We start from the raw sequence: 23,027 nt of genomic DNA, 5'->3' as shown, positions 1-23,027 counted from the left end.
TCCGATGGCTGACGCGCGCAGTTTACTGCAGGCCCGTGACGATGTCGGCGTGTTCGGGCCCGCGCGCCGGCCGCAAGAAGCCGTAGTCCGTCCGTTCGCGGGCGGACGACGCGCCGAAGTGCTCGAGTGCATGCTCGACGAAGCTGCGCGTGCGGGCCGGCACGTACTGGCGGTTCGGATAGACGAGCGACAACTGCGCGTCGGGATCGTCGATCCGGTAGCCGGCCATCAGCCGCACGAGCGTGCCGTGGTTGAGCGCGTCGGCCACGCACGGCTCGGGCAGCACCGCGATGCCGGCGCCGGCCACGGCCGCCGCCTGCACGAGCGCGAGCTGGTTGACCGTGCAGGCCGGGCGCACCGTGACCGAATGGGCGACGCCGTCGTGACCGACCAGTTGCCACGTCGGCGCGTGCTGGTGCGGCGCGAGCGTCACCCAGTCGTGGCCCGGTAGATCGTCGGGCACGCGCGGCTCGCCGCGACGGTCGAGATAGGCCGGTGCCGCGCACGCGACGAACGGATTCGGCGCGAGGGCATGGCCGATCAGCGACGGGTTGCCGTCGAGCCGGGTGCCGGTGACGATGCCGACGTCGTAGCCCGAATCGAGTACGTCGAGCGGCCCTTCGGCGACGGTCAGCTGCACGCGCAGCTCCGGATAGCGGTGCCGGAAGCTGCTGACGAGCGGCGTCAGCGCCAGCGGCGACAGCAGCCCCGACGCGACGACGCGCAGCGTGCCGGCCGGTTCGCGCACCGCATGCGCGACCGACGATTCGAGGTGGTCGAATTCCTCGAGCAGCGCACGGCAGCCATCGAGGTAGCGCACGCCGGCCTCGGTGAGCGACAGGTTGCGCGTGGTGCGATGGATCAGCCGTGTGTTCAGGTGGCCCTCGAGCATCGCGATCGAACGCGTGACGAGCGCATTGGACACGCCGAGATGGTGCGCCGCGCGCCGAAAGCTTTGCTGTTCGGCGACGCAGACGAATACACGCATGGTCTGAATCTGGTTCATGGCTTGCGTATTTCTGGCCCGGTTGATTGATTTTGGTTGTGATTTATCGCCGCACGACATCGAAAGCGCATTGCGCGGCCCCAGCTCTCCCTCGTATCGAAAATCGAATTTCGATTCCGCAGACGATTGTTCAATACGGAACCGATATCCGTCAACCTGAGAAAAGGGGCGGCTTGCGTAAAATCGAAATCGCGAGTACCGGTTTGACGCTGCAATGCAGCAAGAACGTCGAGGGAAAACGGCGCGATATTGGAATATGCGTCGACTCGGCCGGGATTCCCTATTTCAATCAACGTGTTGGGTTAAATTCGCGCGAACCGAGACAGGGCGATTTCGGCGTCGCTCCCCAATACATGCCGCAATGGTGGATGTTTTTTCCACGTTCGGATTTCGTGTATCGAATTCGCTCCGCGATTTGTATCAGGTGGCCGCTCCATTTCGTTCGATCCGAGAATCGGACTGAACCGCCGGTTTCGGCGAACCGTTGCCGATATTGGCGGAGAAAATCGTGCGGGCGGAACCCGAATGGAACCGTTTCGGAAACGGCCCGCACTCCCTTTTTCAATGTGGCAGGTCGCGGCGCGACCGGCTGGCCCGGTCCGGCGACCGGCCGGCGTCGCGCTGTCCGCGCGTGCGTGCCTCTTGCGCGGGCCGGCGGAACGGGGAATGATCGACCAGTTCGCCGTGCCATGCCGCCGGCGTCCGGGCATTTTTCTTCCCTCATCATTTTCCAGCCATGTCCATCGATTATTCGCCGATTCCCTGTCCCGTCGTCGTGCCGCTCGACGCGATCCTGCCCGAAGAACCGCTGCTGATGATGGGGGCCGGCCCGGTTCCGATCCCGGCCGCCGTGGCCAAGGCGAACACGATCGTGATCAATCACCTCGGCGCGACGATGGCGAAGATCATCGAGCAGGTGAAGGAGATGGCGCGCTACGTGTTCCAGACCCGCACGAAGTGGGTGCTCGGCGTCGCGGGCCCGGGCTCGGCCGCGATGGAAATGGCGATCTCGAACCTCGCGTGGCGCGGCACGCGCGTGCTGTCGATCCGCAACGGCTTCTTCAGCGCGCGGATGGCCGAGATGGCCACGCGCGTCGGCGCCGACGTCGCGACGCTCGAAGTCGCCGACCGCGCGGTCACGAGCCTCGACGAGATCGCCGACGCGATCGCGCGCGAGCGGCCCGAGATCGTCACGATCGTGCAGGGCGAGACGTCGAACACCGTATGGAACCGCGACCTGCGCGACATCGCCGCGCTCGCGAAGGCGGCCGGCGCGCTGGTGGTCGTCGATGCGGTGTGCACGCTGTCGACGATGCCGCTCGAGATGGACGCGTGGGGCATCGACGCGGTGATCACCGGCGGCCAGAAGGGGCTGTCGTCGATTCCGGGCGTGTCGCTGATCGCGTTTTCCGATGCCGCGTGGGAACGCATGAAGCAGCGCCCCGAGCCGAATGCGCACTGGTGCCTCGACATGGCGCTCGCGGAGAATTTCTGGCACAACGCCGGCTATCACTACACGGCGCCCGTGTCGGGCGTGCTCGCGCTGCACGAGGCGCTGCGGCTCGTCTGCGCGGAGACGCTCGAAAGCCGCTTCGCGCGCCACCTGCGCTGCTCGCTGGCGCTGCAGGCGGGCGTCGAATCGATGGGGCTCAAGCTTTATGCGCCGAAGGACTGCCGGCTCAATTCGGTGGTCGGGATCGAGACGCCGGAGGGGCTCACGCCGGGGATGGTCTGCGGCCATATCTCGAAGCAGTACCAGGTCGAGATCTCGGGGTCGTTCGGGTTGCCGATCGTGCGGATCGGACAGATGGGCGAGCAGTGTCGCGAGCACAACCTGTTTCGCACGCTGCATGCGTTCGGTCGCACGATGGTCGACCTGAAGGTGCCGGTCGATCTGCCGGCCGGCGTCGCCGCGCTCGAACAGGAACTGTCGCGGCGCGGCGCGTAAGCGCGGACAAGCGGTACGGGGCCGCGCTCAGCGGCCCTGCATCGCGCGCCGGTAGGTATTCGGCGTCGTGCCGTGCGCGTCGCGAAAGCGATGGCTGAAGTGGCCGGCGTTCGCGTAGCCGCACTCGGCCGCGATCTGCGCGAGCGGCAGCGCCGTCGTGCGCAGCAGCTCGCGGGCCCGGGCGAGCCGTTGCTCGGCCACCCAGGCGTGCGGCGCACGGCCGAACGACAGCCGGAACATCCGCGAGAAGTGGTATTCGGACAGCGCGGCGACCTCGGCGAGTTCGCCGAGCGTCAGCGGCTGCGTCAGGTACGTGTCGATGTAGTCGCGCACGCGGCGGCGCACGGCCGGCGCGAGCCCGCCGCGGAACGACGTGTCGGTGCGCGTCATGCTCTGGCCGCGCAGCAGCAGGCTCAGCACGTCATGCGCGGTTTCGTTCGCGCGTAGCCGGTCGTCGGCATCGTCCCAGCCGTCGAGCGCGAGCGAGCGCAGCAGCGCGGCGACGCGCGCATCCTCGAAATAGGTGCGATCGGCCAGCTTCAGTTCGCGCGGTTCGCGGTCGAGCTCGCGGATCGCGCGCTGCGTGAAGTGTTCGGGCAGGAAATACAGGTGGACGAAATGCATTTCGCCGCGCACCCACCAGCGCGATTCATGGTCGCCCGGCAATGCGCACAGCAGGCTCGGCGCGCCGTAGCGCGGCACGCGCTGGCGCTCGGTCCGGTAGCCGCCGTCGAGGTAGCAAGACAGCGTGTGGTGCCCGGGCTGCTCGTAGATCGTCTCGCTTTCGTCGGTGATCCGCGTCCATTCGGCGATCGCGAGATGGTCGCCGAGCCATGCGAAGCGCTCGAGCGTCGCGTTCGCGTCGGCGAGGGTGCGGCAGACCGACTGCAGGCCGAACGGCAGCTCGCCGCCGGCCAGGGCGGCGGCGCGGTCGACGGGCGGGGCGCAGAGGGAGAGACTCATGATGCGCCGAGTATAAGCGGCCGCGCGACGGCGTGTGCGGCGTCCCGAAAAAGACCGCAATTCCGGACAATCGGCATGCGCGGGGCGGCCGCATAGTCGGGATCCCGATTCACCCGATTTCCCGAATTGCCGCCATGAACCTGTCGCTTTATTTCGTCACCGTGCTGATCTGGGGCACCACCTGGATCGCGATCAAGTGGCAACTCGGCTCGGTGCCGCCGCCCGTGTCGATCGCATGGCGCTTCTGGCTCGCGGCCGCCGTGCTGTTCGCGCTGCTGCGCGCGATGCGCCGGCCGGTGCGCCCGCCGCGCGAAGCGTGGCGCTTTCTCGTCGCGCAGGGCTTCGCGCTGTTCTGCCTGAATTTCCTGTGCTTCTACTATGCGGAGCAAGTCGTGCCGAGCGGGCTCGTCGCGGTGATCTTCTCGACCGCGCCGCTGCTGAACTCGATCAACGGCCGGCTGTTCATGGGCCGCCCGCTGCGGCCGTCGGCGATCGCGGGCGCGCTGCTCGGCCTGACCGGCATCGCATGCCTGTTCTGGCAGCAGATGGCCGGCCATCTCGACGACCACGCGACGTGGATCGGGCTCGCGATCGCGTTCGCCGGCACGATGTGTTTCTCGGCGGGCAACCTGCTGTCCAGCCGGATGCAGTCGATGGGGCTGCACCCGCTCGCGACCAACGGCTGGGCGATGCTGATCGGCGCGGCGATCCTGACCGTCGGCAGCGCGGCGGCCGGCATGCCGTTCACGCTCGACATGAGCCCGCGCTATCTCGGCGCGCTCCTGTACCTGGCCGTGCCGGGCTCGGTGATCGGTTTTACCGCCTACCTGACGCTCGTCGGTCGGATCGGGCCGGAGCGCGCCGCGTACTGCACGGTGCTGTTCCCGATCGTCGCGCTGGCCGTGTCGACGGTGTTCGAGGGCTACCAGTGGTCGCCGCTCGCGGTGATCGGGCTGCTGCTCGTGGTGGCCGGCAATCTCGTCGCGTTCGATCTCACGCGCCGGTTGTTTTTGCGGACGGCGTGACGCAATGCCGACGGCGATGCCGGAGGCTCGGAAAGCCGTTCCGTCTGGTTGACTTGGTTGACTTGGTTTCGATTCGGGACTACGCTTGATCGTCCGGTTGGATCAGGAGGTCAGGATGGTCACGCAAGCTCATGTGTTCGAAGGCGCGGCTGCGGTTCTCGATATCGAGACGGAAGAGGCGCTGCGCAGCGCGGTCGGCGCCGCGACCATGCTCGGCCCCGATCGCGCCCGCGCACTGCTCGCGCTGTCGGACGAGCAATTGGGGCACCTGTTCAAGGTGGGCATCGCGCAGGTCATCGATCTGGCCGGCACGATCACCTTCGGCATCGCCGCTGCCGCGACGCGCGACAGGAAGCCGGCCGGCCGGCAGAAGCGGGGGACGGCTGCACGCGCGGATGCCGGCGTCGCCGATCTCGAGCGGCAGGTGCAGGCCGAACGGCGCGCGCTGGTTGCCGAGGGCCGGCTGCTGTCCGCCGCGCAGACGTGGACGGGGCTCGGCATGACGCGGCAGGCGCTGAGCAAGGCGGTCGGGTCGGGCCGCATCTTCGCGGTCGATGTCGGCGCCGCACAGTACTATCCGGCTTTCTATCTGGCGGGAGACGTCGACCGCAAGACGTTGGGGCGGGTCACGCAGTGTCTTGGCGATTTGCCCGGCTGGAGCAAATGGCAGTTCTTCACGACGCCCAAGGCGTCGCTGGGCAACGTCACCCCGCTCGTCGCGCTGTCGCGCGGCAAGCTCGACGATGTCGAACGTGCCGCTGCGGCATTCCGCGAACGCTAGGAGCCGCGCTTGCTGACGGCACCGGGCGAACATTTCGCGAGCGCGGCGCTCGTCATCCGCGAGGTCGCGCCGGCAACGCTGGTGCGCATCTCGCGATATGCGACCGGCGAGCCGTACTTCGGAAAATCGGGCGGCAATCGTTTCGACGATCCGCGCAAGCGGCGGCGGTACGGCACCAGCTATTTCGGCTTCGATCTGCATTGCGCATTCGCGGAGACGGTGCTGCATGACGAAGTCGCCAATCTGGTGCTGGGCGGTTTTCCGCTCGTGACGACCGAACTCGATCGCCACGTCCTTTCATTCGACGGCGCGCCGCTGAGCGTCGCCGTCCTGCACGGCTTGCCGCTGAAAAATCTCGGGGGCGACGGCGCGCTGTCGACCATCGTGCCGTACGACGTGCCGCAACAATGGTCGCTAGCCGTCCACCGGCATCCCCGTCGCGTCGACGGATTTTTGTACATGTCGCGCCATCTCAACACGTCGGAAGCGCTCGTGCTCTTCGATCGTGCCGAGCACAAGCTCTCGCTCGGGAACGCCGTTCCGTTCAGGCATCACCCCGATGCGGCCCGCGTATTGCGGGACTTCAACGTGCTGCTGCGTTGACGCGCGTTGCGCGTGCGCCAACACGTGTCGCGTCTCTCAGGCCGCCGCGCCGCTTCCCGCCACGCGCGCCTGCCGCTGATACAGCACCATCGACAGCGCGACGCCCCCGGCGGCCGCCACCGCCGCGAACAGGAACACCTGCGGATAGCCGAACGCACCCGCGACATAGCCGGCGAGCGGGCCGGTGATGCCGAGCGACAGGTCGAGGAACACCGAATACGCGGACAGCGCCGCGCCGCGGCTCGCGGGCGGCACGAGCGCGACGGCCTCGACGCCGAGCGCCGGGAAGATCAGCGCGAAGCCGAAGCCCGTCAGTGCCGCGCCGACGAGCGCGACGTGCGGCACCGGCGCGAGCCACAACAGCACGAGGCCCGCGCATTCGAACGCGAACGACACGATCGCGACGCGGAAGCCGCCGTGGGTCTTGATCGTGTTCGCGAACAGCAGGCGCGCGCCGATGAACAGCGTGCCGAACACGGTCAGCGACAGCGCGGCGTTCGGCCAGTGGCGCGCCGCGTAGTACAGCGTGACGAACGTGGCGATCGAGCCGAAGCCGGCCGAGCCGAGCGCGAGGCCGAGGCCGTGCGGCAGCACGCGCGTGAACACGCTCGCATACGACATCCGTTCGCCGTGCACGAGCGGCACGGCGGCGATCAGGCGGGCGAGGTAGAAGCCGAGCGCGGCCAGCGCGATCACGATCACGCCGATCAGCGCCGGATTCAGCGTGTGCGCGATCGCGACGCCGACCGGCGCGCCGAGCGCGAGCGCGCCGTAGGTCGCGATGCCGTTCCACGAGATCACCTTCGCGTTGTGCGCGACGCCGACCCGGCCGATGCCCCACAGGATCGCGCCGGTGCCGCACAGGCTTTCGCCGACGCCGAGCACCAGCCGGCTCCCGATCAGCAGCACGAGGCTCGCGACCGGCCAGTGCGCGAGCAGCAGCGCGACGAGCAGCAGCACGCCCGACACGCCGCAGCCGACCAGCCCGCGCAGCACCGTCTGCTTCGGCCCGAGCGTGTCGGCGAGGCGCCCGGCGAGCGGCCGCGACGCGAGCGTCGCGAAATACTGGACGCTGATCGCGCCGCCCGCGACGATCGCGGAAAAGCCGAGGTCGTCGTGGACGAAGCCCGGCAGCACCGCGAGCGGCAGGCCGATGGTCAGGTAGCAGATGAACGTGAAGCAGACGACGGACACGATTTGCAGCGTGACTGCGAACCCGCTGTGCGGCGGTGTGGCGGAATCGGTTGACATGGGGTCGGAACGAATGACGGATCGAACGGAAAACGGCGGAAAAGGGAATCGGGATTTTCCCATGGAACCGGTTTTCACGCAGGTACCGTTTAGTTAACTGCCTGCCGTTCGTGAAGACGACCGGCGGTCGCGGGCGTCGGAAACGGGCGCGGCGCACCGTGCGGCAAGGGGCGCGGGCGGTCGGGCGCGCATATCGCGGCAGTGATATGAGCCGCATGCGCGATGGGCTATGGGTTGCGGAATTTGACGGTGATAGCGTGCAAACTGTCGGAAAAACGTCGGTCGAGCGCTCCGCGCAGGCCGCCTAGCCCCCAATTTGAAGAAACACCGAGACATGAGTGAGCCGATCCGCTTCTACCATCGTCACGCGATCCGCGAAGTGAGCGGCGCGGACGTGACCCGCACCGTGCTGCAATACCTGCGCGAGGACGCGCATTGCACCGGCACCAAGGAAGGCTGCGCGGAAGGCGACTGCGGCGCGTGCACGGTCGTCGTCGGCGAACTGACCGACGCCGGTGCGGTCGAGTTCAAGGCCGTCAACGCGTGTATCCAGTTCTTGCCGACGCTCGACGGCAAGGTGCTCCTGACGGTCGAGGACCTGCGCCAGCCGGACGGCGCGCTGCATCCGGTGCAGCAGGCGATGGTCGATTGCCACGGTTCGCAATGCGGGTTCTGCACGCCCGGCTTCGTGATGTCGATGTGGGCGCTGTACGAGAAGCACGGCCACGAAGGCTGCGGCAACGCGTGCGCGAAGGCGAAGGACGTGCCGACGCGCACCGAGATCGCCGATGCGCTGACCGGCAACCTGTGCCGCTGCACCGGTTATCGCCCGATCGTCGATGCGGCGGTGCGGATGTTCGACGCGGCCGGCGAAGGTGCGACCGGCGAAGGTGCGTCGGCGCCGTCGGCGGTGGTCGACACGGCGGCGCTTGCCCGCACGCTCGCATCGCTCAAGCGCGACGACACGTTCGACTACACGGCGGCCAACGGCGCGCGCTTCGCCGCGCCGCGCACGCTCGACGCGCTGGCCGCGCTGAAGTCCGAGCGTCCCGACGCGCGCATGCTCGCGGGCAGCACCGACATCGGCCTGTGGGTCACCAAGCAGATGCGCCGCCTCGACGATCTGATCTACGTCGGCCAGATCGCCGAACTGCAGCAGGTCGTGGATGGCGACGACTGGATCGAGATCGGCGCGGGCGTGACGGTCGAGAAGGCCTATGCGGCACTCGCCCGCACGTACCCGGAGCTGACCGAGATGTGGAAGCGCTTCGCGTCGCTGCCGATCCGCAATGCGGGCACGATCGGCGGCAACGTCGCGAACGGCTCGCCGATCGGCGATTCGATGCCGGGCCTGATCGCGCTCGGCGCGCGCGTCGTGCTGCGCGGCGGCGACACGGTGCGCGAGCTGCCGCTCGAGGCGCTCTACACGGGCTATCAGCAAAAGGACATGGCGCCGCATGAATTCGTCGTCGGCCTGAAGGTGCCGACCCGCACCGGCGCGCGCGCGAAGCTGCAGTTCCGCACCTACAAGCTGTCGAAGCGGTTCGACTCCGACATCTCGGCCGTGTGCGCGGCGTTCGCGTTCATCGCGGACGGCGACACGATCCGCGAGCCGCGCGTCGCGTTCGGCGGGATGGCGGCGACGCCGAAGCGCGCCACGCATACGGAAGCCGTGCTCGATGGCGCACAGTGGCACGAAGCCACCGCGCAGGCCGCGATGCAGGCGCTCGAGCGCGACTACCAGCCGCTGTCCGACATGCGCGCGACGAGCGCGTATCGTCTCGATACCGCGAAGAACCTGATGTATCGCTTCTGGCTCGAGACGCGTCCGCACGACCCGCTGCCGCCGCAGGCGCTGAACGTGCGCGAAGTGGCCGCCGAAGTTGCCGACGACGCGGCGCGCGTCTGAAGACGGAGAACACCGAACATGAACCAGCAAGCAGAACCGTTCCTCAGCACCGTCGACCTGCAGGCCGACGCCGCGCAAGTGCACGTGTCGCGTGCGCACGAATCCGCCCACCTGCACGTGAGCGGGCGCGCCACCTACACCGACGACATCCCGCTCGTCGCCGGCACGCTGCATGCGGCGCTCGGGTTGTCGGCGAAGCCGCACGCGAAGATCGTGTCGATGAACTTCGACGCGGTGCGCGCGACGCCGGGCGTGGTCGCCGTGTTCACGGCCGACGACATCCCGGGCGTCAACGATTGCGGGCCGATCATCCACGACGATCCGGTGCTCGCGAAGGGCGTCGTGCAGTTCGTCGGCCAGCCGATGTTCATCGTCGTCGCGACCTCGCATGAAACCGCGCGGCTCGCCGCGCGCCGCGCGCAGATCGACTACGAGGAGCTGCCCGCGATCCTGACCGCGCAGGAAGCGCGCAAGGCCGAAACCTACGTGATCCCGCCGCTGAAGCTTGCGCGCGGCGATGCGGCCGCGCGGCTCGCCGCCGCGCCGCACCGCGAGTCGGGCGAGATGCTGCTCGGCGGCCAGGAGCAGTTCTACCTGGAAGGGCAGATCGCGTATGCGGTGCCGAAGGACGACGACGGGATGCACGTGTACTGCTCGACGCAGCACCCGAGCGAGATGCAGCACCTCGTCGCGCACGTGCTCGGCGTCGCGTCGCACAACGTGCTGGTCGAATGCCGCCGGATGGGCGGCGGGTTCGGCGGCAAGGAATCGCAGTCGGGCCTGTTCGCGTGCTGCGCGGCGCTTGCCGCGTGGAAGCTGCTGTGCCCGGTGAAGCTGCGTCCGGACCGCGACGACGACATGATGATCACCGGCAAGCGGCACGATTTCCATTACCGCTTCGACGTCGGCTACGACGACGACGGCCGCATCGACGGCGTCGCACTCGACATGACGTCGCGCTGCGGCTTCTCGGCCGACCTGTCGGGCCCGGTGATGACGCGCGCGGTGTGCCACTTCGACAACGCGTACTGGCTCGGCGACGTCGACATCGCCGGCTACTGTGGCAAGACCAACACGCAGTCGAACACCGCGTTCCGCGGCTTCGGCGGCCCGCAGGGCGCGTTCGCGATCGAATACATCCTCGACGACATCGCGCGCTCGCTCGGCCGCGATCCGCTCGACGTGCGCTACGCGAACCTGTACGGCAAGACCGAACGCAACGTGACGCCTTACGGGCAGACGGTCGAGGACAACGTGCTGCACGAGCTGCTCGGCGAACTCGAGACGACGAGCGACTACCGCGCGCGGCGCGCGGGCGTGCGCGCATTCAACGCACGCAACACGGTGCTGAAGAAGGGCATCGCGCTCACGCCGGTGAAGTTCGGGATCGCGTTCAACGTCACGCACTTCAACCAGGCCGGCGCGCTGGTGCACATCTACACCGACGGCTCGGTGCTCGTGAACCACGGCGGCACGGAGATGGGGCAGGGGCTCAACACGAAGGTCGCGCAGGTGGTCGCGCACGAGCTCGGCATCCGCTTCGGCCGGATCCGCGTGACGGCGACCGATACGAGCAAGGTCGCGAACACGTCCGCGACCGCCGCGTCGACGGGCTCGGACCTGAACGGCAAGGCCGCGCAGGATGCGGCGCGCCAGTTGCGCGAGCGGCTCGCGGCGTTCGCGGCGAAGCAGTTCGGCGACGGTAAGGTCGAGGCGGCCGACGTGAAGTTCGGCAACGACTTCGTGTGGGTCGGCGGCGCGAGCGTGCCGTTCGGCGAGGTGATCGCGAAGGCGTATCTCGCGCGCGTGCAGCTGTGGTCCGACGGTTTCTACGCGACGCCGAAGCTGCACTGGGATCAGTCGAAGCTGCAGGGCCGCCCGTTCTACTACTACTCGTACGGCGCGGCCGTGTCGGAAGTCGTGATCGACACGCTGACGGGCGAGATGCGCACGCTGCGCGTCGATGCGCTGCACGACGTGGGCGCGTCGCTGAACCCGGCGCTCGACATCGGTCAGGTCGAAGGCGCGTTCATCCAGGGGATGGGCTGGCTGACGACCGAAGAGCTGTGGTGGAACGCGGGCGGCAAGCTGATGACGCACGCGCCGTCCACGTACAAGATTCCGACGGTGAACGACACGCCGCCCGAGTTCAACGTGCGGCTGTTCCGGAACCGCAACGTCGAGGACAGTATCCACCGCTCGAAGGCCGTCGGCGAGCCGCCGCTGCTGCTGCCGTTCTCGGTGTTCTTCGCGGTGCGCGATGCGATCGCGGCTGTCGGCGATTACCGGGTGAATCCGCCGCTCGACGCGCCGGCCACCGGCGAGTCGATCCTGCGCGCGGTGCAGGCGGTACGGGCGGCGAGCGCCGCTCGGGCAGGGTGAGACGATGAACCGCCGCTCCACGCCCGCTTCGTGCGCTCGGCTCGACGGTGCGGTCGACGCCGTCGGGATGGCCCGCGGGAGGCCGGCATGAACGGCCGCGCTCGTTCGCCGCGTGCCGCGTCGCCGGCACCCGTTGCGGGATGCGACGGCGTGTGCGGCAGCGCGCCGTCGCAACTGCAGCCGTTCGCGCCGGGCACCGGCCAGCGCAACCGCGCAACCGCGGCGCCGGCGCCGATGCACATCGTGCTGTTCGGCGCCGGGCACGTCGGCCACGCGCTCGTCACGCTGCTCGGCGCGCTGCCGTGCGTCGTGCAGTGGGTCGACACGCGCGACGAGCTGTTCCCGGACGAATGTCCGCCGAACGTGCAGCCGGAGCCGACCGACACGCCGGAGGCCGTCGTCGACGCGGCGCCGCCCGGCGCGTACTTCCTCGTGATGACGCACAACCACGCGCTCGACTTCTCGCTCGCCGCGCAGATCATGCGGCGGCGCGACTACGCGTACTTCGGGATGATCGGCTCGCGCACCAAGCGCGTGAAGTTCGAGCGCCGCCTCGCCGCGCGCGGCGTCGACCCGGCGCGGCTCGTCGAGATGGTGTGTCCGATCGGTGTCGCCGGCATCGTCGACAAGGCGCCGGGCGCGATCGCGGTGGCCGTCTGCGCGGAGCTGCTGCAGGCACGCTCGGGCATGCCGGTGGCCGATGCGAAGGCCGCCGCCGCGGGCCGCGCGCGCGACGACGTCAGCTGCGCACGATAACGACGCGTGGCCGATACGCCCGGCGCACGCCGGCGCGTTTTTGCCTACACTGCACGGATCGCGCGGCATCGGGCCGCGCGTCTTTCGTGCACGCACCATGTCCGATCACCGGGTCTATCTCGACGCGCTCGATGCGAGCGTCGTCGCCATCGAGCGCTGGCTGTCCGGCGCCGATACCGCGCCCGCGGCGCTCGATGCGGTGCTCGCGTCTTTCTCCACCGGTTTCACGATGATCCTGACCGACGGCCGCCTGCTCGATCGCGACGGCCTGCGCGCACTGCTCGCGCAGCTCGGCGGCGCGAAGCCGGGGCTGCGGATCGGGTTGTCGGACATTCGCGTGCTCGCGGCCGGCGCGTCGCACGTGACGCTCACCTACGTCGAAGCGCAGCATGCGGCCTCGGGCGAATTGCCCGCGCGGCGCGCGACGGCCGTGTTCGAGCGCGACGCGGCGGGCGTCGTGCGCTGGACCCATCTTCAGGAAACGTTCTGCACGGCCTGAGCGGCCGCGCGGCGTGATCGTGCGCGGGGGCGTCCCGCGTCGCGCGTCGCGCCGCTTCAGCGCTTGCGCGTGCGGGCGACCGTCAGTTCGTCGGACACGCTCTGCATCAGCGCGCACAGCCACGCGATGTCGGTCGGCCGATCGGGCTGCGGATGCGTGAGCAGGTAGCTCTTGATGCGCGGGAACGGCACGGGCGGCGCGACGACGACGAGCGGCAGCAGTTGCGCGTAGTGCGTCGCGAAGCGGCGCGTCGTCGTGAAGATCAGGTCCGATTGCAGCAGCACCTGCGGCACGATCCCGAAGTACGGCAGCGTCGTCACGATGCGCCGCGTGAGGCGGGCGCGCGCCAGGCCGATCTCGATCGCGTTGCGCTTGTCGCCGGTGTACGGGGTGGGCGCGACGTGCGCGGCCGACGCATACGCGTCGCGCGTGAGCGGCACGCGGGCGAGCGGATGCGCGTCGCGCATCAGGCACACGATCGTGTCGGAGAACAGGTCCTGGCGCGCGAACTGCGGGTCGGGCTTCGGCCAGTTGCCGATCACGAGATCGAGCGCGCCCGATTCGAGCGCGCCCGCGTGGTCGAGCGCGGGATTCAGCGAATCGATCTCCAGATGGGCATGCGGCGCCGCATCGCGAAAGCGCTCGATCAGCGTCGGCATGAAGAAATCGTTCAGGTAGTCGGGCGCGGCGACGCGGAACGTGCGCCGCGCGGACGACGGATCGAAGTCGCCGTGCGGCGTCGCGATGAAATCGACCTCGCGCAGCGCGCGCGATGCGGCGTCGAGCAGCGACGCGCCGTACTCGGTCGGCACCATGCCGGATTTGCCGCGCACGAGGATCGGGTCGTTCAGCGTCTCGCGCAGCTTGCGCAGCGCGGTGCTGATCGCGGGCTGCGTCTGGTTCAGCCGCAGCGCGGCCTGCGTGACGCTGCGCTCGAGCAGCAGCGTGCGCAACACGCGCACGAGCCAGATGTCGAGCGAGGCGGTACGGTCGTCGTCTTCCATCGATTGGGGGTGAGTCCGGTGACGCGTAACCTTACCGCAGCCGCGCGTTGCCGTGCGTGATACCGGCCATCACGCGCGGCCCTTCGGCAGCGTGCTGATCCGCTTGACCTCGCGCGATTCGAGCCAGTTCGGCGTGCGCGCGCAGTACAGCACCATCGGCAGCGCGTCCTCGCCCCAGAACAGCTGCTTGTTCATCCAGAAGGTGGGCACGCCGAACACGCCGAGCGCGATCGCGTCGGCCGTGTTGCGGGTCAGTTGCGCGGCGGTTTCCTCGAATTCGATCAGCTCGTCGCCGTGGCCGACGCCGACGCGTTCGCACAGCGCCGCGAAGCCTTCCGGCGTCGACGGGTCGTTCCCTTCGCGCCAGATGAAGCGGAACATTTCCAGCACCGTCACGATATCGGCGCGCAGCGCGATCGCGAGGCGCAGGACCTTGTCGGAATCGAACGGATGCGCGGGCGGCATCTTGAAGCGGATGCCGAGCTGTTCCGCGCGAAACAGCGCATGCCGGTACGTGAACACGCGTTTGGCCGGCACGTCGGCGCTCGGGCGTTGGCCCCAGTGGCGCTGCAGGTCGGGCAGCGAGACGACGACGGGGTTGAACGGCACGTCCGGCCATTTGTCGTGCTGTTCGAGCAGCAGATACGAGAACGGCGACACGAAGTCGAAGAACCAGGCGGGTTGGGCGGTATCGAGGCCGGTTGTCATGTCGTTCTCCAGAGGGTGGGGCGTGCGGCGCCTGGCGGCGGCCTCCATGTTACGCGGCGGCGCGCGCATGCAGCAATGATCGCGGATCGTTCGCTTACGCGGAACCGGGAGTCGCCCGGGGGGCGTCGCCGGCCGGCGGCGGGTCGGTTTCCGTGCGTGCCGGCGGATGGCCGGCGCCGGGCGGGGCCGCCGGCGCATCCTGGTCGTGCGCGGTGAGCCGTTCGCGCACGAAACCGATGTGCTCGCGCAGCACGTAGAACTGTCCCGCGTACGCGAGCGGCATCTTCATCCGGTTCACGGCTTCCTCGATGTCGTCCAGCTCGTCGAGCAGCTTGACGCGCTCGTCGGCCGTATGTTCGCCGAGCGCGCTGCGCTCGAGCGCGATCAGCGCGCCGTACCAGCGGTAGATGCGCGAGCGCACGCGCCAGCCGTACAGCGACGGCACGAGCCGCAGCCCGGGGATCAGCACGACGATCAGCGGCACGACGACGACCAGCAGCCGATCGACGAGGCTCGCGACCCAGAACGGCAACCGCCGGTACAAGAAGGTCTTGCCCGACTTGTAGTAGCGGGCGGCATCGTCGGACAGCGGGAAGCCGCGCGTGACGGACGACGGGAATTCGCCCGCGTGCTGCAGGATCGTCGCGTGGCCGTGCACTTCGCGCGCCGCCTCGATCAGCAGGTCGGACAGCGCGGGGTGCAGCGAGTCGCGCGCGACGAGTTCGATCGTCGGCGCGACCGTGTGGATGTCGGCGGGCGGCAGGTTGCGGCCGAGATCGTAGACGCCCATCGGCAGCGTGATCGCGGTCAGGTACGGAAAGCGCCGCGCATACGCGTCGGCCTGCGTGAACGAGTAGACGTGCACGCCCGGCGCGCGGAACAGCTTCGCCATCACCGGGATCTGCGTCGAGTCGCCCGACAGGAACGCGGCGTCGATCTTGCCGTCGAGCAGCGCGGTCGCGGCGTCCTCGCCGGCCGTCGGCAGAAGCTCGGTCGGGCCGCCCGGCTCGATGCCGTTCATCTTCAGCAGCGCGAGGCTCAGTTCGCGCGCGCCGCTGCCTTCCGCGCCGAGCGCGAGCCGTTTGCCCTTGAAGTCGGACAGGCGCCCGACGACCGGGCCGCGGTACATGATCGCGAGCGGCACGTAGCCGATGCTGCCGAGCGACGCGAGATGCTCGTCGCGCTCCTTCGGGCCGATGCCGCTCTGCACGAAGCCGACGTCGACCGGCGCGTTCGGGTTCGACAGCCGCGCGAGGTTCTGCGCGGAACCTTCGGACGATTGAACGTCGAGCGTGACGCCGTTTTTCGCGAGGATCGCCTTGTATTTCTGGGCGGCGTTCCAGTAGGTGCTGCCGGGCGGCCCGGACGAAATCACGAGCGTGGACGGCGGCGCCGGCTGGATCAGCTTGACCGCGAGCCAGACGGCCGCGCCGGCGAGCAGCACGGTCGGGCCGATCGACAGCGCAAGGTCGCGCCACGAGACGGCGACGAAGCGGGCGAGGATACGGCGCGGCGGGCGAGGGCGGGCAGGCTTCATGGAATCGGCGAGTGACGCTGGCGTGACGCATCGGTGACGGTCGTCACCGGACGACGCGGATGCTCGCGGCGATGGTACCCGGTTTCGCCGCCCATGCGCGAGTCGCGGCGGGATGGCACGGCGGCGCGGCGGCAGCGGCGCGCCGTCGCGTCAAAAGCTTTGCGCTTCCGCGGGCGCTGGATTACATTGTGCGACGCAGCCGCGCCCGAATCGCGCGCGACCCGGCACGTCATGAGACCGGGCGCGTCCGGCCGGCGGCTGTCCGGCCCGGCCGGCCCGCTTTCGCGTGCGCCGGCCGCCGGCCCGTGACGCCTCTCTCGTATCGCCGTGGAAAACACCGGCTGTCCCGCCCGTTCGCGCGCGGGCCGGCTGTTTTTGGGGGTATTCGGCCGTACTGTGCACGGCCGTTCCGGAGTGATAAGGAGATAGCATGAAGTCGATCGTGTTGAGAGCGTTGGGTGTCGCCGCCGTGGCGGCCTGTCTGTCGGGCAGCGTGTATGCGCAGTCGAGCGACGCAGCGGGTACGGAAGCGCCGTCGGCCGCGGCGAGCGCGCCGAAGGCCGCCGCGAAAACCGCGAAGAAGGCGAACCGCAAGCTCGGCTACGCGGTGCGCAAGGCCATTACGAAGGCGGGCGGCATCGACGTGGCGAACATCGTCGTGCGCTCGAAGGGTGGCGCGATCTCGCTGGAGGGCACGGTGCCCGATCAGGCACAGATCGACAAGGCGGAAGAGGCAGCCAAGAGCGTGAAGGGCGTGACGTCGGTCACGAACAAGCTGACCGTTCAGCAGCAGTAACGCCGGGCGGCGGCGCGCGAGCGCCGCGTGCGCCCGTTTCCAGGCGGGCCCCGGCATGCCGGGGCCCGTTTGCGTTTCAGAGACCGAGCGCCGCGCGCGGCGCGGCGGCGGACCGATAACGATATCGAGGGGGCGGCGATGACGAAGCTCGGGTGGGGCAGGCGGGTGGTGTGGGGGGCGGTGCTGGCCGCGGTCGCGATGCTCGGCGCCTGCAACGGCGACGAATCGGCCGAGCGCAACCGGTTGCCCGGCTTCGTGTCCGGCAGCGTGCGCACGACGGCCTACGACGGCGCGAGCGACGACCTGCTGACGGCCGGCCTCGGCAAGACGGGCCTCGCCGCGGCGAGTGCGCCCGGCTTCGCGAACCCGTCGCGGCCGACGAGCGCCGAATTGCGTCGCCTCGCGATCTGGTCGAACTACCGCGCGCTCGTCGACATGAGCGCGAACGGCGGCTACGGGCGCTTCTGGGGGCCGAACGTCGACCTCGACGGCAACGATACGCTGGGCGAAGGCAAGATCGCCGGCACCGAATATCTCGCGTATGCCGACGACGGCAGCGGCGCAAAGAACGTGACGCTGCTCGTGCAGGTGCCCGCGCGCTTCGATCCCGCGCAGCCGTGCATCGTCACCGCGACGTCGTCCGGCTCGCGCGGCGTGTACGGCGCGATTTCCGCGGCCGGCGAGTGGGCGCTCAAGCGCGGCTGCGCGGTGGCCTACAACGACAAGGGCGGCGGCAACGGCGCGCACGAGCTCGGCTCCGACACCGTCACGCTGATCGACGGCACGCTCGCCAACGCGGTGCTGGCCGGCACCGCGAGCCTGTTCACCGCGAACGTGACGAGCGGCGATCTCGCCGCGTTCAACGGCCGCTTCCCGAACCGCTATGCGTTCAAGCACGCGCATTCGCAGCAGAATCCCGAGCAGGACTGGGGGCGCGTGACGCTGCAGTCGGTCGAGTTCGCGTACTGGGCACTCAACGAGCAGTTCGGACCGCTGGTCGACGGCGCGCGTCACGGCGTGCGCTATCGCGCGGGCGACATCACGACGATCGCCGCGTCGGTCAGCAACGGCGGCGGCGCGTCGCTCGCGGCGGCCGAACAGGACGACCGCGGCTGGATTACCGCAGTCGTGGTCGGCGAGCCGCAGATCAACGTGCGGATGGCGCCGAATGCGGTCGTGCGCGCCGGCGGCCAGCCGGTGCCGTCGTTCGGCCGGCCGCTGGCCGATTACGCGACGCTCGCGAACCTGCTGGAACCGTGCGCGGCCGCGTCGGCGTCGCTCGCCGCCGCGCCGTACCTGAGCGCGCTGCCGGCCGCGACCACGCAGTCGATCCGCACGCAGCGCTGCGCGACGCTCGCCGCGGCCGGGCTGGTGGCGGGCGCCGACACGCAGAGCCAGGCGGCCGACGCGCTCGCGCAGCTCCATGCGGCCGGCTATCTGGCCGATTCCGACCTGCTGCAGGCGCCGATGTGGGATTCGCAGGCGATTCCGGCGATTGCGGTCACCTATGCGAACGCGTACACGCGCTCGCGCGTGACCGACAACCTGTGCAACTTCAGCTTCGCGACGACGAACCCGGCGACCGGCGCGGTCGCGGCGCCCGCCGCGTCGCCGATGCCAGCCGTGTTCGGCGCCGGCAACGGCGTGCCGCCGACGGCCGGCATCAATCTCGTGTTCAACAACGGCGCGGGTGTCGACCACCGGCTCGCGACGCCGGACGCGAGCTTCGCGGGCGCGCTGTGCCTGCGCCAGTTGTGGACGAACGGGATGCTCGGCATGCCCGCGAACGTCGACGCGGTGCGCGTGAACGCGAACCTGCACGGCAAGCCGGCGATCATCGTGCAGGGCCGCAGCGACGCGCTCGTGCCCGTGAACCACGCGTCGCGCGCGTACGTCGCGCAGAACGGCATCAGCGAAGCCGGGCGCAGCCAGCTGGTGTTCTACGAAGTGACGAACGGCCAGCACTTCGACGCATTCCTGTCGGTTCCCGGCTTCGACACGCGCTTCGTGCCGGTTCACTACTACAACGTGCAGGCGCTGAACCTGATGTGGAAGCACCTGAAGAACGGCGCGCCGCTGCCGCCGTCGCAGGTGATCCGCACGGTGCCGCGCGGCGGCACGCCGGGCGCCGCGCCCGCGCTGACGAGCGCGAACCTGCCGCCGATCTCGGCCGCGCCGGGCGCGAACGCGATTTCCGTCGGCGTCGGCACGATCGACGTGCCGCTCTGACGGCGGCCGTTGCGCCGCCTCCGACGAAGCCGGGCAGCCGTCCGGCTTTTTTCTTTGCATCGCCTGGAATCGGTCCCGTACTGCCTTTTATTCGAATGGCGAGCGCCGTAACAAATTATTACTTTACGGCCATAAATCCGGAACCTATTATGCGCCGGTATTTTCACTTAATTTAATAAATTCCAGATACGAGAATATTCCTTTCCTTTTAGTTAATCGATCCTTTCGATTTTATTCAGTCGGCCCGAGCCGCGATTGATCGCCGTTTCGCGATTAGTCGGTGTCGTGCCGACCGGAATCGTTCGTCTTTTCGAAGTGAAGGCGCCTTGTCTGGCGGGCTTCGCAGGGTGTCGCCTTGTCGTCGATTTCGTGCGCTTGCGAATTCGCGAAATGAATTCGCATTGCTGCGAACCGTTGAATGGTCGTTCGCAATGGAATTGATTCCATTGTGCGGTTGCAAAAAAACATGGGTGGGGTAAATCGTGCCGATCGGTATTCGCCGATCCGGTAAAAAACTCGGAGTGCGTCGCATAACGAATGCATTCCCGGTGCGGAGCGCCGGCGCAAACGATCCTTTGCGGCCGGCGGTATTTATCGTTCTGTTCGAGAGGCAATAATGACGACACGCAAGTCCTTGAAAGACGGTTTCGCGCTATTTGGAACGACCCTGAGCGTACCGCTCGCCGCGGCAGCGGCCGCGGCGCTGCTCGTCACGGGGTGCGGCGGCGACGACGGGCCGAGCCCGAGCGCGGCGGCCGCCACCGCGGCCGCGACGTCCAGCGGCAGCACGTCGGTCAATACCGACGCAACGGCCGCCGCTGCGGCCGACCAGCCGTACGTCGACACCGACGTGTACGGCACCGGGCCGAACGACGCGGTCACGGATTCGACCGAAGGCGCGGCAGTCGTGCACCGCCAGGTGACGATCGGCGGCAAGACGATCAAGTACACGGCCACCACGGGCCACCTGACGACGATCGATCCGATCACGTCGGCGCCGAACGCGAAGATGTTCTACGTCGCGTACACGCAGGACAATCCGGACCCGTCGAAGCCGCGTCCGGTCACGTTCTTCTACAACGGCGGCCCCGGTTCGTCGTCGGTCTACCTGCTGCTCGGCTCGTACGGGCCGAAGCGCCTGCAGTCGTCGTTCCCGAACTTCACGCCGCCCGCGCCGTACAAGCTGCTCGACAACCCGGACAGCCTGCTCGACCGCACCGACCTCGTGTTCATCAACCCGGTCGGCACAGGCTACTCGACGGCGATCGCGCCGGCGAAGAACAAGGACTTCTGGGGCACCGACCAGGATGCGCGCTCGATCGACCGCTTCATCCAGCGCTACCTGACCAAGTACTCGCGCTGGAATTCGCCGAAGTTCCTGTACGGCGAGTCGTACGGCACCGCGCGCAGCGCGGTCGTGTCATGGGTGCTGCACGAGGACGGCATCGACCTGAACGGGATCACGCTGCAGTCGTCGATCCTCGACTACGCGAACGCGCTGTCCGCGGTCGGCACGTTCCCGACGCTCGCGGCCGACGCGTTCTACTGGAAGAAGACGACGCTCAACCCGACGCCGACCGATCTCGACGCGTACATGGTCCAGGCCCGCAACTACGCGGACAACACGCTCGCGCCGCTCGCGCAGAAGCCGAACCCGCAGGACGGCGGCTTCGTGAACGTGCGGCTGAACCTGAACCTGCAGACCGCGCAGCAGATGGGTTCGTACATCGGCACGGACCCGACGTCGCTGATCCAGACCTTCGGCAACCCGGCCGCGCTCGGCAACGTGCCGTCGTCGGACGACAACCCGCCGTACACGTTCTTCCTGACGCTCGTGCCGGGCACGCAGATCGGCCAGTACGACGGTCGCGCGAACTTCACGGGCAAGGGCATCGCGCCGTACATCCTGCCGAACTCGGGCAGCAACGATCCGTCGATCACGAACGTCGGCGGCGCATACACGGTGCTGTGGAACAGCTACATCAACACCGACCTCAAGTACACGTCGACGTCTTCGTTCGTGGACCTGAACGACCAGGTCTTCAACAACTGGGACTTCAGCCATACGGACCCGACCGGCGCGAACAAGGGCGGCGGCAATACGCTGTACACGGCCGGCGACCTCGCATCGACGATGAGCGTGAACCCGGACCTGAAGGTGCTGTCGGCGAACGGCTATTTCGACGCCGTCACGCCGTTCCACCAGACGGAGCTGACGCTCGCGCAGATGCCGCTCGATCCGACGCTCAAGGCGCAGAACCTGACGATCAAGAACTACCCGTCGGGCCACATGATCTACCTGAACGACGCGTCGCGGACCGCGTTGAAGGGCGATCTCGCCAACTTCTACGACGGCATCCTCGCGAACCGCACCGCGTTGCAGCGCGTGCTGAAGCTGCAGGCGCGCACGCAGCAGATGAAGCAGCAGAAACTGCAGCAGCAGGGGCAGTAAGCGGCGCGGGCGGCCCGCGCCGCCCCGGATGGACGACAGCCCGATCGGCGCAGGCCGGTCGGGCTGTTTTTCTTGTGCGGCGCGCGCTGGGCCGGCGCGTCGTGCGCCGGACGGGAAGGGGCGTAACCGCGGAGGAAAGGGCCGCCCCGCCGCTTACGCGAGCACGAGCCGCACGCCGACCGCGACGAGCGTCGACGCGAGCAGGTTGCGCAGCAGCCGCTCGGGCGCGCGCGCCGACAGCAGGCTGCCGATCACGATGCCGGGCAGCGAACCGAGCAGCAGCGACAGCAGCATCGACCAGTCGACCGAGCCGAGCAGCCAGTGGCCCATGCCCGCGACGAGCGTGAGCGGCACCGCATGCGCGATGTCGGAGCCGACGATGCGGGTCGTCGCGAGCAGTGGATACAGCAACAGGAGCACGGTCACGCCGATCGCGCCGGCGCCGACCGACGTCATCGACACGAGCACGCCCAGCGCGGCGCCCGTCAGCACGGTCGACCACAGCGTGCGCGCGGGGCTCGGCGCGAGCGGGTTGCGTGCGGCGAAGGCCGTGAGCTGCGGCCGGAAGATCAGCGCGACCGACGTGAGCAGCAGCGCGACGCCGAGCACGAGCTGGATCATCCGCGCGGTGCCCGGCGTGTTCATCCCGTGCGTGTGCAGCCACCACAGCGTGAGCGCCGCGGCCGGCACGCTGCCCGCCGCGAGCCGGCCCGTGATACGCCAGTCGATCGAGCCTTTCAGGCCGTGGACGAGCGTGCCGGTGGCCTTGGTCGCGGCCGCGTACAGCAGGTCGGTGCCGACCGCCGTCGCGGGGTGGACGCCGAACAGCAGCACGAGAATCGGCGTCATCAACGAACCGCCGCCGACGCCCGTCAGGCCGACGAGGATGCCGACGAACAGGCCGGACAGGGAGTACAGCAGATCGATATGGGGAAGCGACATCGGAAGCAGGCGGTTATGCGGCGTTCGGCGGCGGCGCGCGGCCGCGGCGCGCGCATCAAAGTCCGCCATTGTCGCAAAAGTGACGCGTCAACGTACGACTGCGTTAAAAATCGGCGGGGGGAGCTCACGCGGCGGCCGCCGGCGGGGCGTCAAACGGGCGTTTGAGCAGGGGCGGGCCGAGGATCGTCGGCCTGAACGGTAAGACGAACCGGGTGCGTATGCCGCGCATCCGGCAT

At 68.8% G+C, this 23,027-nt stretch carries 18 protein-coding genes; 11 read left to right on the top strand and 7 right to left on the bottom strand.

The window, feature by feature from the left end:
- Positions 1-22: 22 nt before the first annotated feature.
- A complete protein-coding gene (locus WS95_RS14730; protein WP_059779369.1) occupies positions 23-1,006 on the bottom strand; it encodes a LysR family transcriptional regulator in 984 nt (327 codons plus the stop codon).
- 736 nt (positions 1,007-1,742) lie between these two features.
- Between WS95_RS14730 and WS95_RS14725 the strand changes: the two genes are divergently transcribed.
- Positions 1,743-2,954 (top strand): pyridoxal-phosphate-dependent aminotransferase family protein, encoded by a 1,212-nt coding sequence (locus WS95_RS14725; RefSeq protein ID WP_059824427.1) that lies wholly within the window; start codon positions 1,743-1,745, stop codon positions 2,952-2,954.
- Positions 2,955-2,981: 27 nt separating this feature from the next.
- Here WS95_RS14725 and WS95_RS14720 read toward each other — a convergent pair whose 3' ends face one another.
- Positions 2,982-3,917 (bottom strand): AraC family transcriptional regulator, encoded by a 936-nt coding sequence (locus tag WS95_RS14720; protein ID WP_059779375.1) that lies wholly within the window; start codon positions 3,915-3,917, stop codon positions 2,982-2,984.
- Positions 3,918-4,051: 134 nt separating this feature from the next.
- Between WS95_RS14720 and WS95_RS14715 the strand changes: the two genes are divergently transcribed.
- From WS95_RS14715 to WS95_RS14705, 3 genes are all read left to right on the top strand, one after another.
- Positions 4,052-4,942, top strand: a complete 891-nt coding sequence (locus WS95_RS14715) for a DMT family transporter (RefSeq protein ID WP_059824425.1) — start codon at positions 4,052-4,054, stop codon at positions 4,940-4,942.
- A gap of 115 nt (positions 4,943-5,057) precedes the next feature.
- Positions 5,058-5,723 (top strand): hypothetical protein, encoded by a 666-nt coding sequence (locus WS95_RS14710; protein ID WP_059824423.1) that lies wholly within the window; start codon positions 5,058-5,060, stop codon positions 5,721-5,723.
- 9 nt (positions 5,724-5,732) lie between these two features.
- Positions 5,733-6,326 carry an RES family NAD+ phosphorylase gene (locus WS95_RS14705; RefSeq protein WP_059824422.1) on the top strand — a complete coding sequence of 198 codons (594 nt, stop codon included), beginning with the start codon at positions 5,733-5,735 and terminating at the stop codon, positions 6,324-6,326.
- A 36-nt stretch (positions 6,327-6,362) separates the two neighbouring features.
- On the opposite strand, the gene WS95_RS14700 is transcribed toward WS95_RS14705, so the two are convergent.
- On the bottom strand, positions 6,363-7,577 hold the full coding sequence (locus tag WS95_RS14700; protein WP_059824420.1) for an MFS transporter: 1,215 nt from the start codon (positions 7,575-7,577) through the stop codon (positions 6,363-6,365).
- A 334-nt stretch (positions 7,578-7,911) separates the two neighbouring features.
- On the opposite strand from WS95_RS14700, the gene xdhA reads away from it, so the two are divergent.
- The 4 genes from xdhA to WS95_RS14680 all read left to right on the top strand — a co-directional run bounded on the left by xdhA (position 7,912) and on the right by WS95_RS14680 (position 13,123).
- The gene (gene xdhA, locus WS95_RS14695) at positions 7,912-9,486 is read left to right on the top strand and encodes a xanthine dehydrogenase small subunit (protein ID WP_059824418.1); all 1,575 of its coding nucleotides are present in this window, start codon (positions 7,912-7,914) and stop codon (positions 9,484-9,486) included.
- Between the two features lie 18 nt (positions 9,487-9,504).
- Positions 9,505-11,868, top strand: coding sequence for a xanthine dehydrogenase molybdopterin binding subunit (gene xdhB, locus WS95_RS14690; protein WP_059824416.1), 2,364 nt, complete (start codon positions 9,505-9,507; stop codon positions 11,866-11,868).
- A gap of 87 nt (positions 11,869-11,955) precedes the next feature.
- The gene (gene xdhC / locus WS95_RS14685) at positions 11,956-12,624 is read left to right on the top strand and encodes a xanthine dehydrogenase accessory protein XdhC (protein WP_059824415.1); all 669 of its coding nucleotides are present in this window, start codon (positions 11,956-11,958) and stop codon (positions 12,622-12,624) included.
- Between the two features lie 97 nt (positions 12,625-12,721).
- Complete coding sequence (locus tag WS95_RS14680; protein WP_059824413.1) at positions 12,722-13,123, top strand: hypothetical protein; 402 nt, start codon at positions 12,722-12,724, stop codon at positions 13,121-13,123.
- A 56-nt stretch (positions 13,124-13,179) separates the two neighbouring features.
- Here the strand turns inward: WS95_RS14680 and WS95_RS14675 are convergent, their stop codons facing one another.
- The 3 genes from WS95_RS14675 to WS95_RS14665 form a co-directional block, all read right to left on the bottom strand.
- Complete coding sequence (locus WS95_RS14675) at positions 13,180-14,127, bottom strand: LysR family transcriptional regulator (protein WP_034206550.1); 948 nt, start codon at positions 14,125-14,127, stop codon at positions 13,180-13,182.
- A gap of 69 nt (positions 14,128-14,196) precedes the next feature.
- On the bottom strand, positions 14,197-14,835 hold the full coding sequence (locus tag WS95_RS14670; protein ID WP_059824411.1) for a 2-hydroxychromene-2-carboxylate isomerase: 639 nt from the start codon (positions 14,833-14,835) through the stop codon (positions 14,197-14,199).
- A gap of 94 nt (positions 14,836-14,929) precedes the next feature.
- On the bottom strand, positions 14,930-16,372 hold the full coding sequence (locus tag WS95_RS14665) for a TAXI family TRAP transporter solute-binding subunit (protein WP_059824410.1): 1,443 nt from the start codon (positions 16,370-16,372) through the stop codon (positions 14,930-14,932).
- 430 nt (positions 16,373-16,802) lie between these two features.
- Between WS95_RS14665 and WS95_RS14660 the strand changes: the two genes are divergently transcribed.
- The 3 genes from WS95_RS14660 (at position 16,803) to WS95_RS14650 (ending at position 21,849) form a co-directional block, all read left to right on the top strand.
- On the top strand, positions 16,803-17,168 hold the full coding sequence (locus WS95_RS14660) for a BON domain-containing protein (RefSeq protein WP_059824408.1): 366 nt from the start codon (positions 16,803-16,805) through the stop codon (positions 17,166-17,168).
- Positions 17,169-17,306: 138 nt separating this feature from the next.
- Complete coding sequence (locus tag WS95_RS14655; RefSeq protein ID WP_059824407.1) at positions 17,307-19,397, top strand: D-(-)-3-hydroxybutyrate oligomer hydrolase; 2,091 nt, start codon at positions 17,307-17,309, stop codon at positions 19,395-19,397.
- A gap of 616 nt (positions 19,398-20,013) precedes the next feature.
- On the top strand, positions 20,014-21,849 hold the full coding sequence (locus tag WS95_RS14650) for a S10 family peptidase (protein WP_059779405.1): 1,836 nt from the start codon (positions 20,014-20,016) through the stop codon (positions 21,847-21,849).
- A 153-nt stretch (positions 21,850-22,002) separates the two neighbouring features.
- On the opposite strand, the gene WS95_RS14645 is transcribed toward WS95_RS14650, so the two are convergent.
- Complete coding sequence (locus WS95_RS14645; RefSeq protein WP_034207843.1) at positions 22,003-22,791, bottom strand: sulfite exporter TauE/SafE family protein; 789 nt, start codon at positions 22,789-22,791, stop codon at positions 22,003-22,005.
- Between the last annotated feature and the right edge of the window lie 236 nt (positions 22,792-23,027).

Source organism: Burkholderia sp. MSMB1826 (assembly GCF_001526325.1).
Classification (GTDB): domain Bacteria; phylum Pseudomonadota; class Gammaproteobacteria; order Burkholderiales; family Burkholderiaceae; genus Burkholderia.
The sequence above is the reverse complement of the archived record's forward strand: the minus strand, read 5'-3'. Positions and strand labels throughout refer to the sequence as shown.

Coding starts and splice junctions, on each gene's coding strand:
- WS95_RS14730 (WP_059779369.1), bottom strand. CDS start 1,006: ATGAACCAGATTCAGACCATGCGTGTATTCGTCTGCGTCGCCGAACAG.
- WS95_RS14725 (WP_059824427.1), top strand. CDS start 1,743: ATGTCCATCGATTATTCGCCGATTCCCTGTCCCGTCGTCGTGCCGCTC.
- WS95_RS14720 (WP_059779375.1), bottom strand. CDS start 3,917: ATGAGTCTCTCCCTCTGCGCCCCGCCCGTCGACCGCGCCGCCGCCCTG.
- WS95_RS14715 (WP_059824425.1), top strand. CDS start 4,052: ATGAACCTGTCGCTTTATTTCGTCACCGTGCTGATCTGGGGCACCACC.
- WS95_RS14710 (WP_059824423.1), top strand. CDS start 5,058: ATGGTCACGCAAGCTCATGTGTTCGAAGGCGCGGCTGCGGTTCTCGAT.
- WS95_RS14700 (WP_059824420.1), bottom strand. CDS start 7,577: ATGTCAACCGATTCCGCCACACCGCCGCACAGCGGGTTCGCAGTCACG.
- xdhA (WP_059824418.1), top strand. CDS start 7,912: ATGAGTGAGCCGATCCGCTTCTACCATCGTCACGCGATCCGCGAAGTG.
- xdhB (WP_059824416.1), top strand. CDS start 9,505: ATGAACCAGCAAGCAGAACCGTTCCTCAGCACCGTCGACCTGCAGGCC.
- xdhC (WP_059824415.1), top strand. CDS start 11,956: ATGAACGGCCGCGCTCGTTCGCCGCGTGCCGCGTCGCCGGCACCCGTT.
- WS95_RS14680 (WP_059824413.1), top strand. CDS start 12,722: ATGTCCGATCACCGGGTCTATCTCGACGCGCTCGATGCGAGCGTCGTC.
- WS95_RS14675 (WP_034206550.1), bottom strand. CDS start 14,127: ATGGAAGACGACGACCGTACCGCCTCGCTCGACATCTGGCTCGTGCGC.
- WS95_RS14670 (WP_059824411.1), bottom strand. CDS start 14,835: ATGACAACCGGCCTCGATACCGCCCAACCCGCCTGGTTCTTCGACTTC.
- WS95_RS14665 (WP_059824410.1), bottom strand. CDS start 16,372: ATGAAGCCTGCCCGCCCTCGCCCGCCGCGCCGTATCCTCGCCCGCTTC.
- WS95_RS14660 (WP_059824408.1), top strand. CDS start 16,803: ATGAAGTCGATCGTGTTGAGAGCGTTGGGTGTCGCCGCCGTGGCGGCC.
- WS95_RS14655 (WP_059824407.1), top strand. CDS start 17,307: ATGACGAAGCTCGGGTGGGGCAGGCGGGTGGTGTGGGGGGCGGTGCTG.
- WS95_RS14650 (WP_059779405.1), top strand. CDS start 20,014: ATGACGACACGCAAGTCCTTGAAAGACGGTTTCGCGCTATTTGGAACG.
- WS95_RS14645 (WP_034207843.1), bottom strand. CDS start 22,791: ATGTCGCTTCCCCATATCGATCTGCTGTACTCCCTGTCCGGCCTGTTC.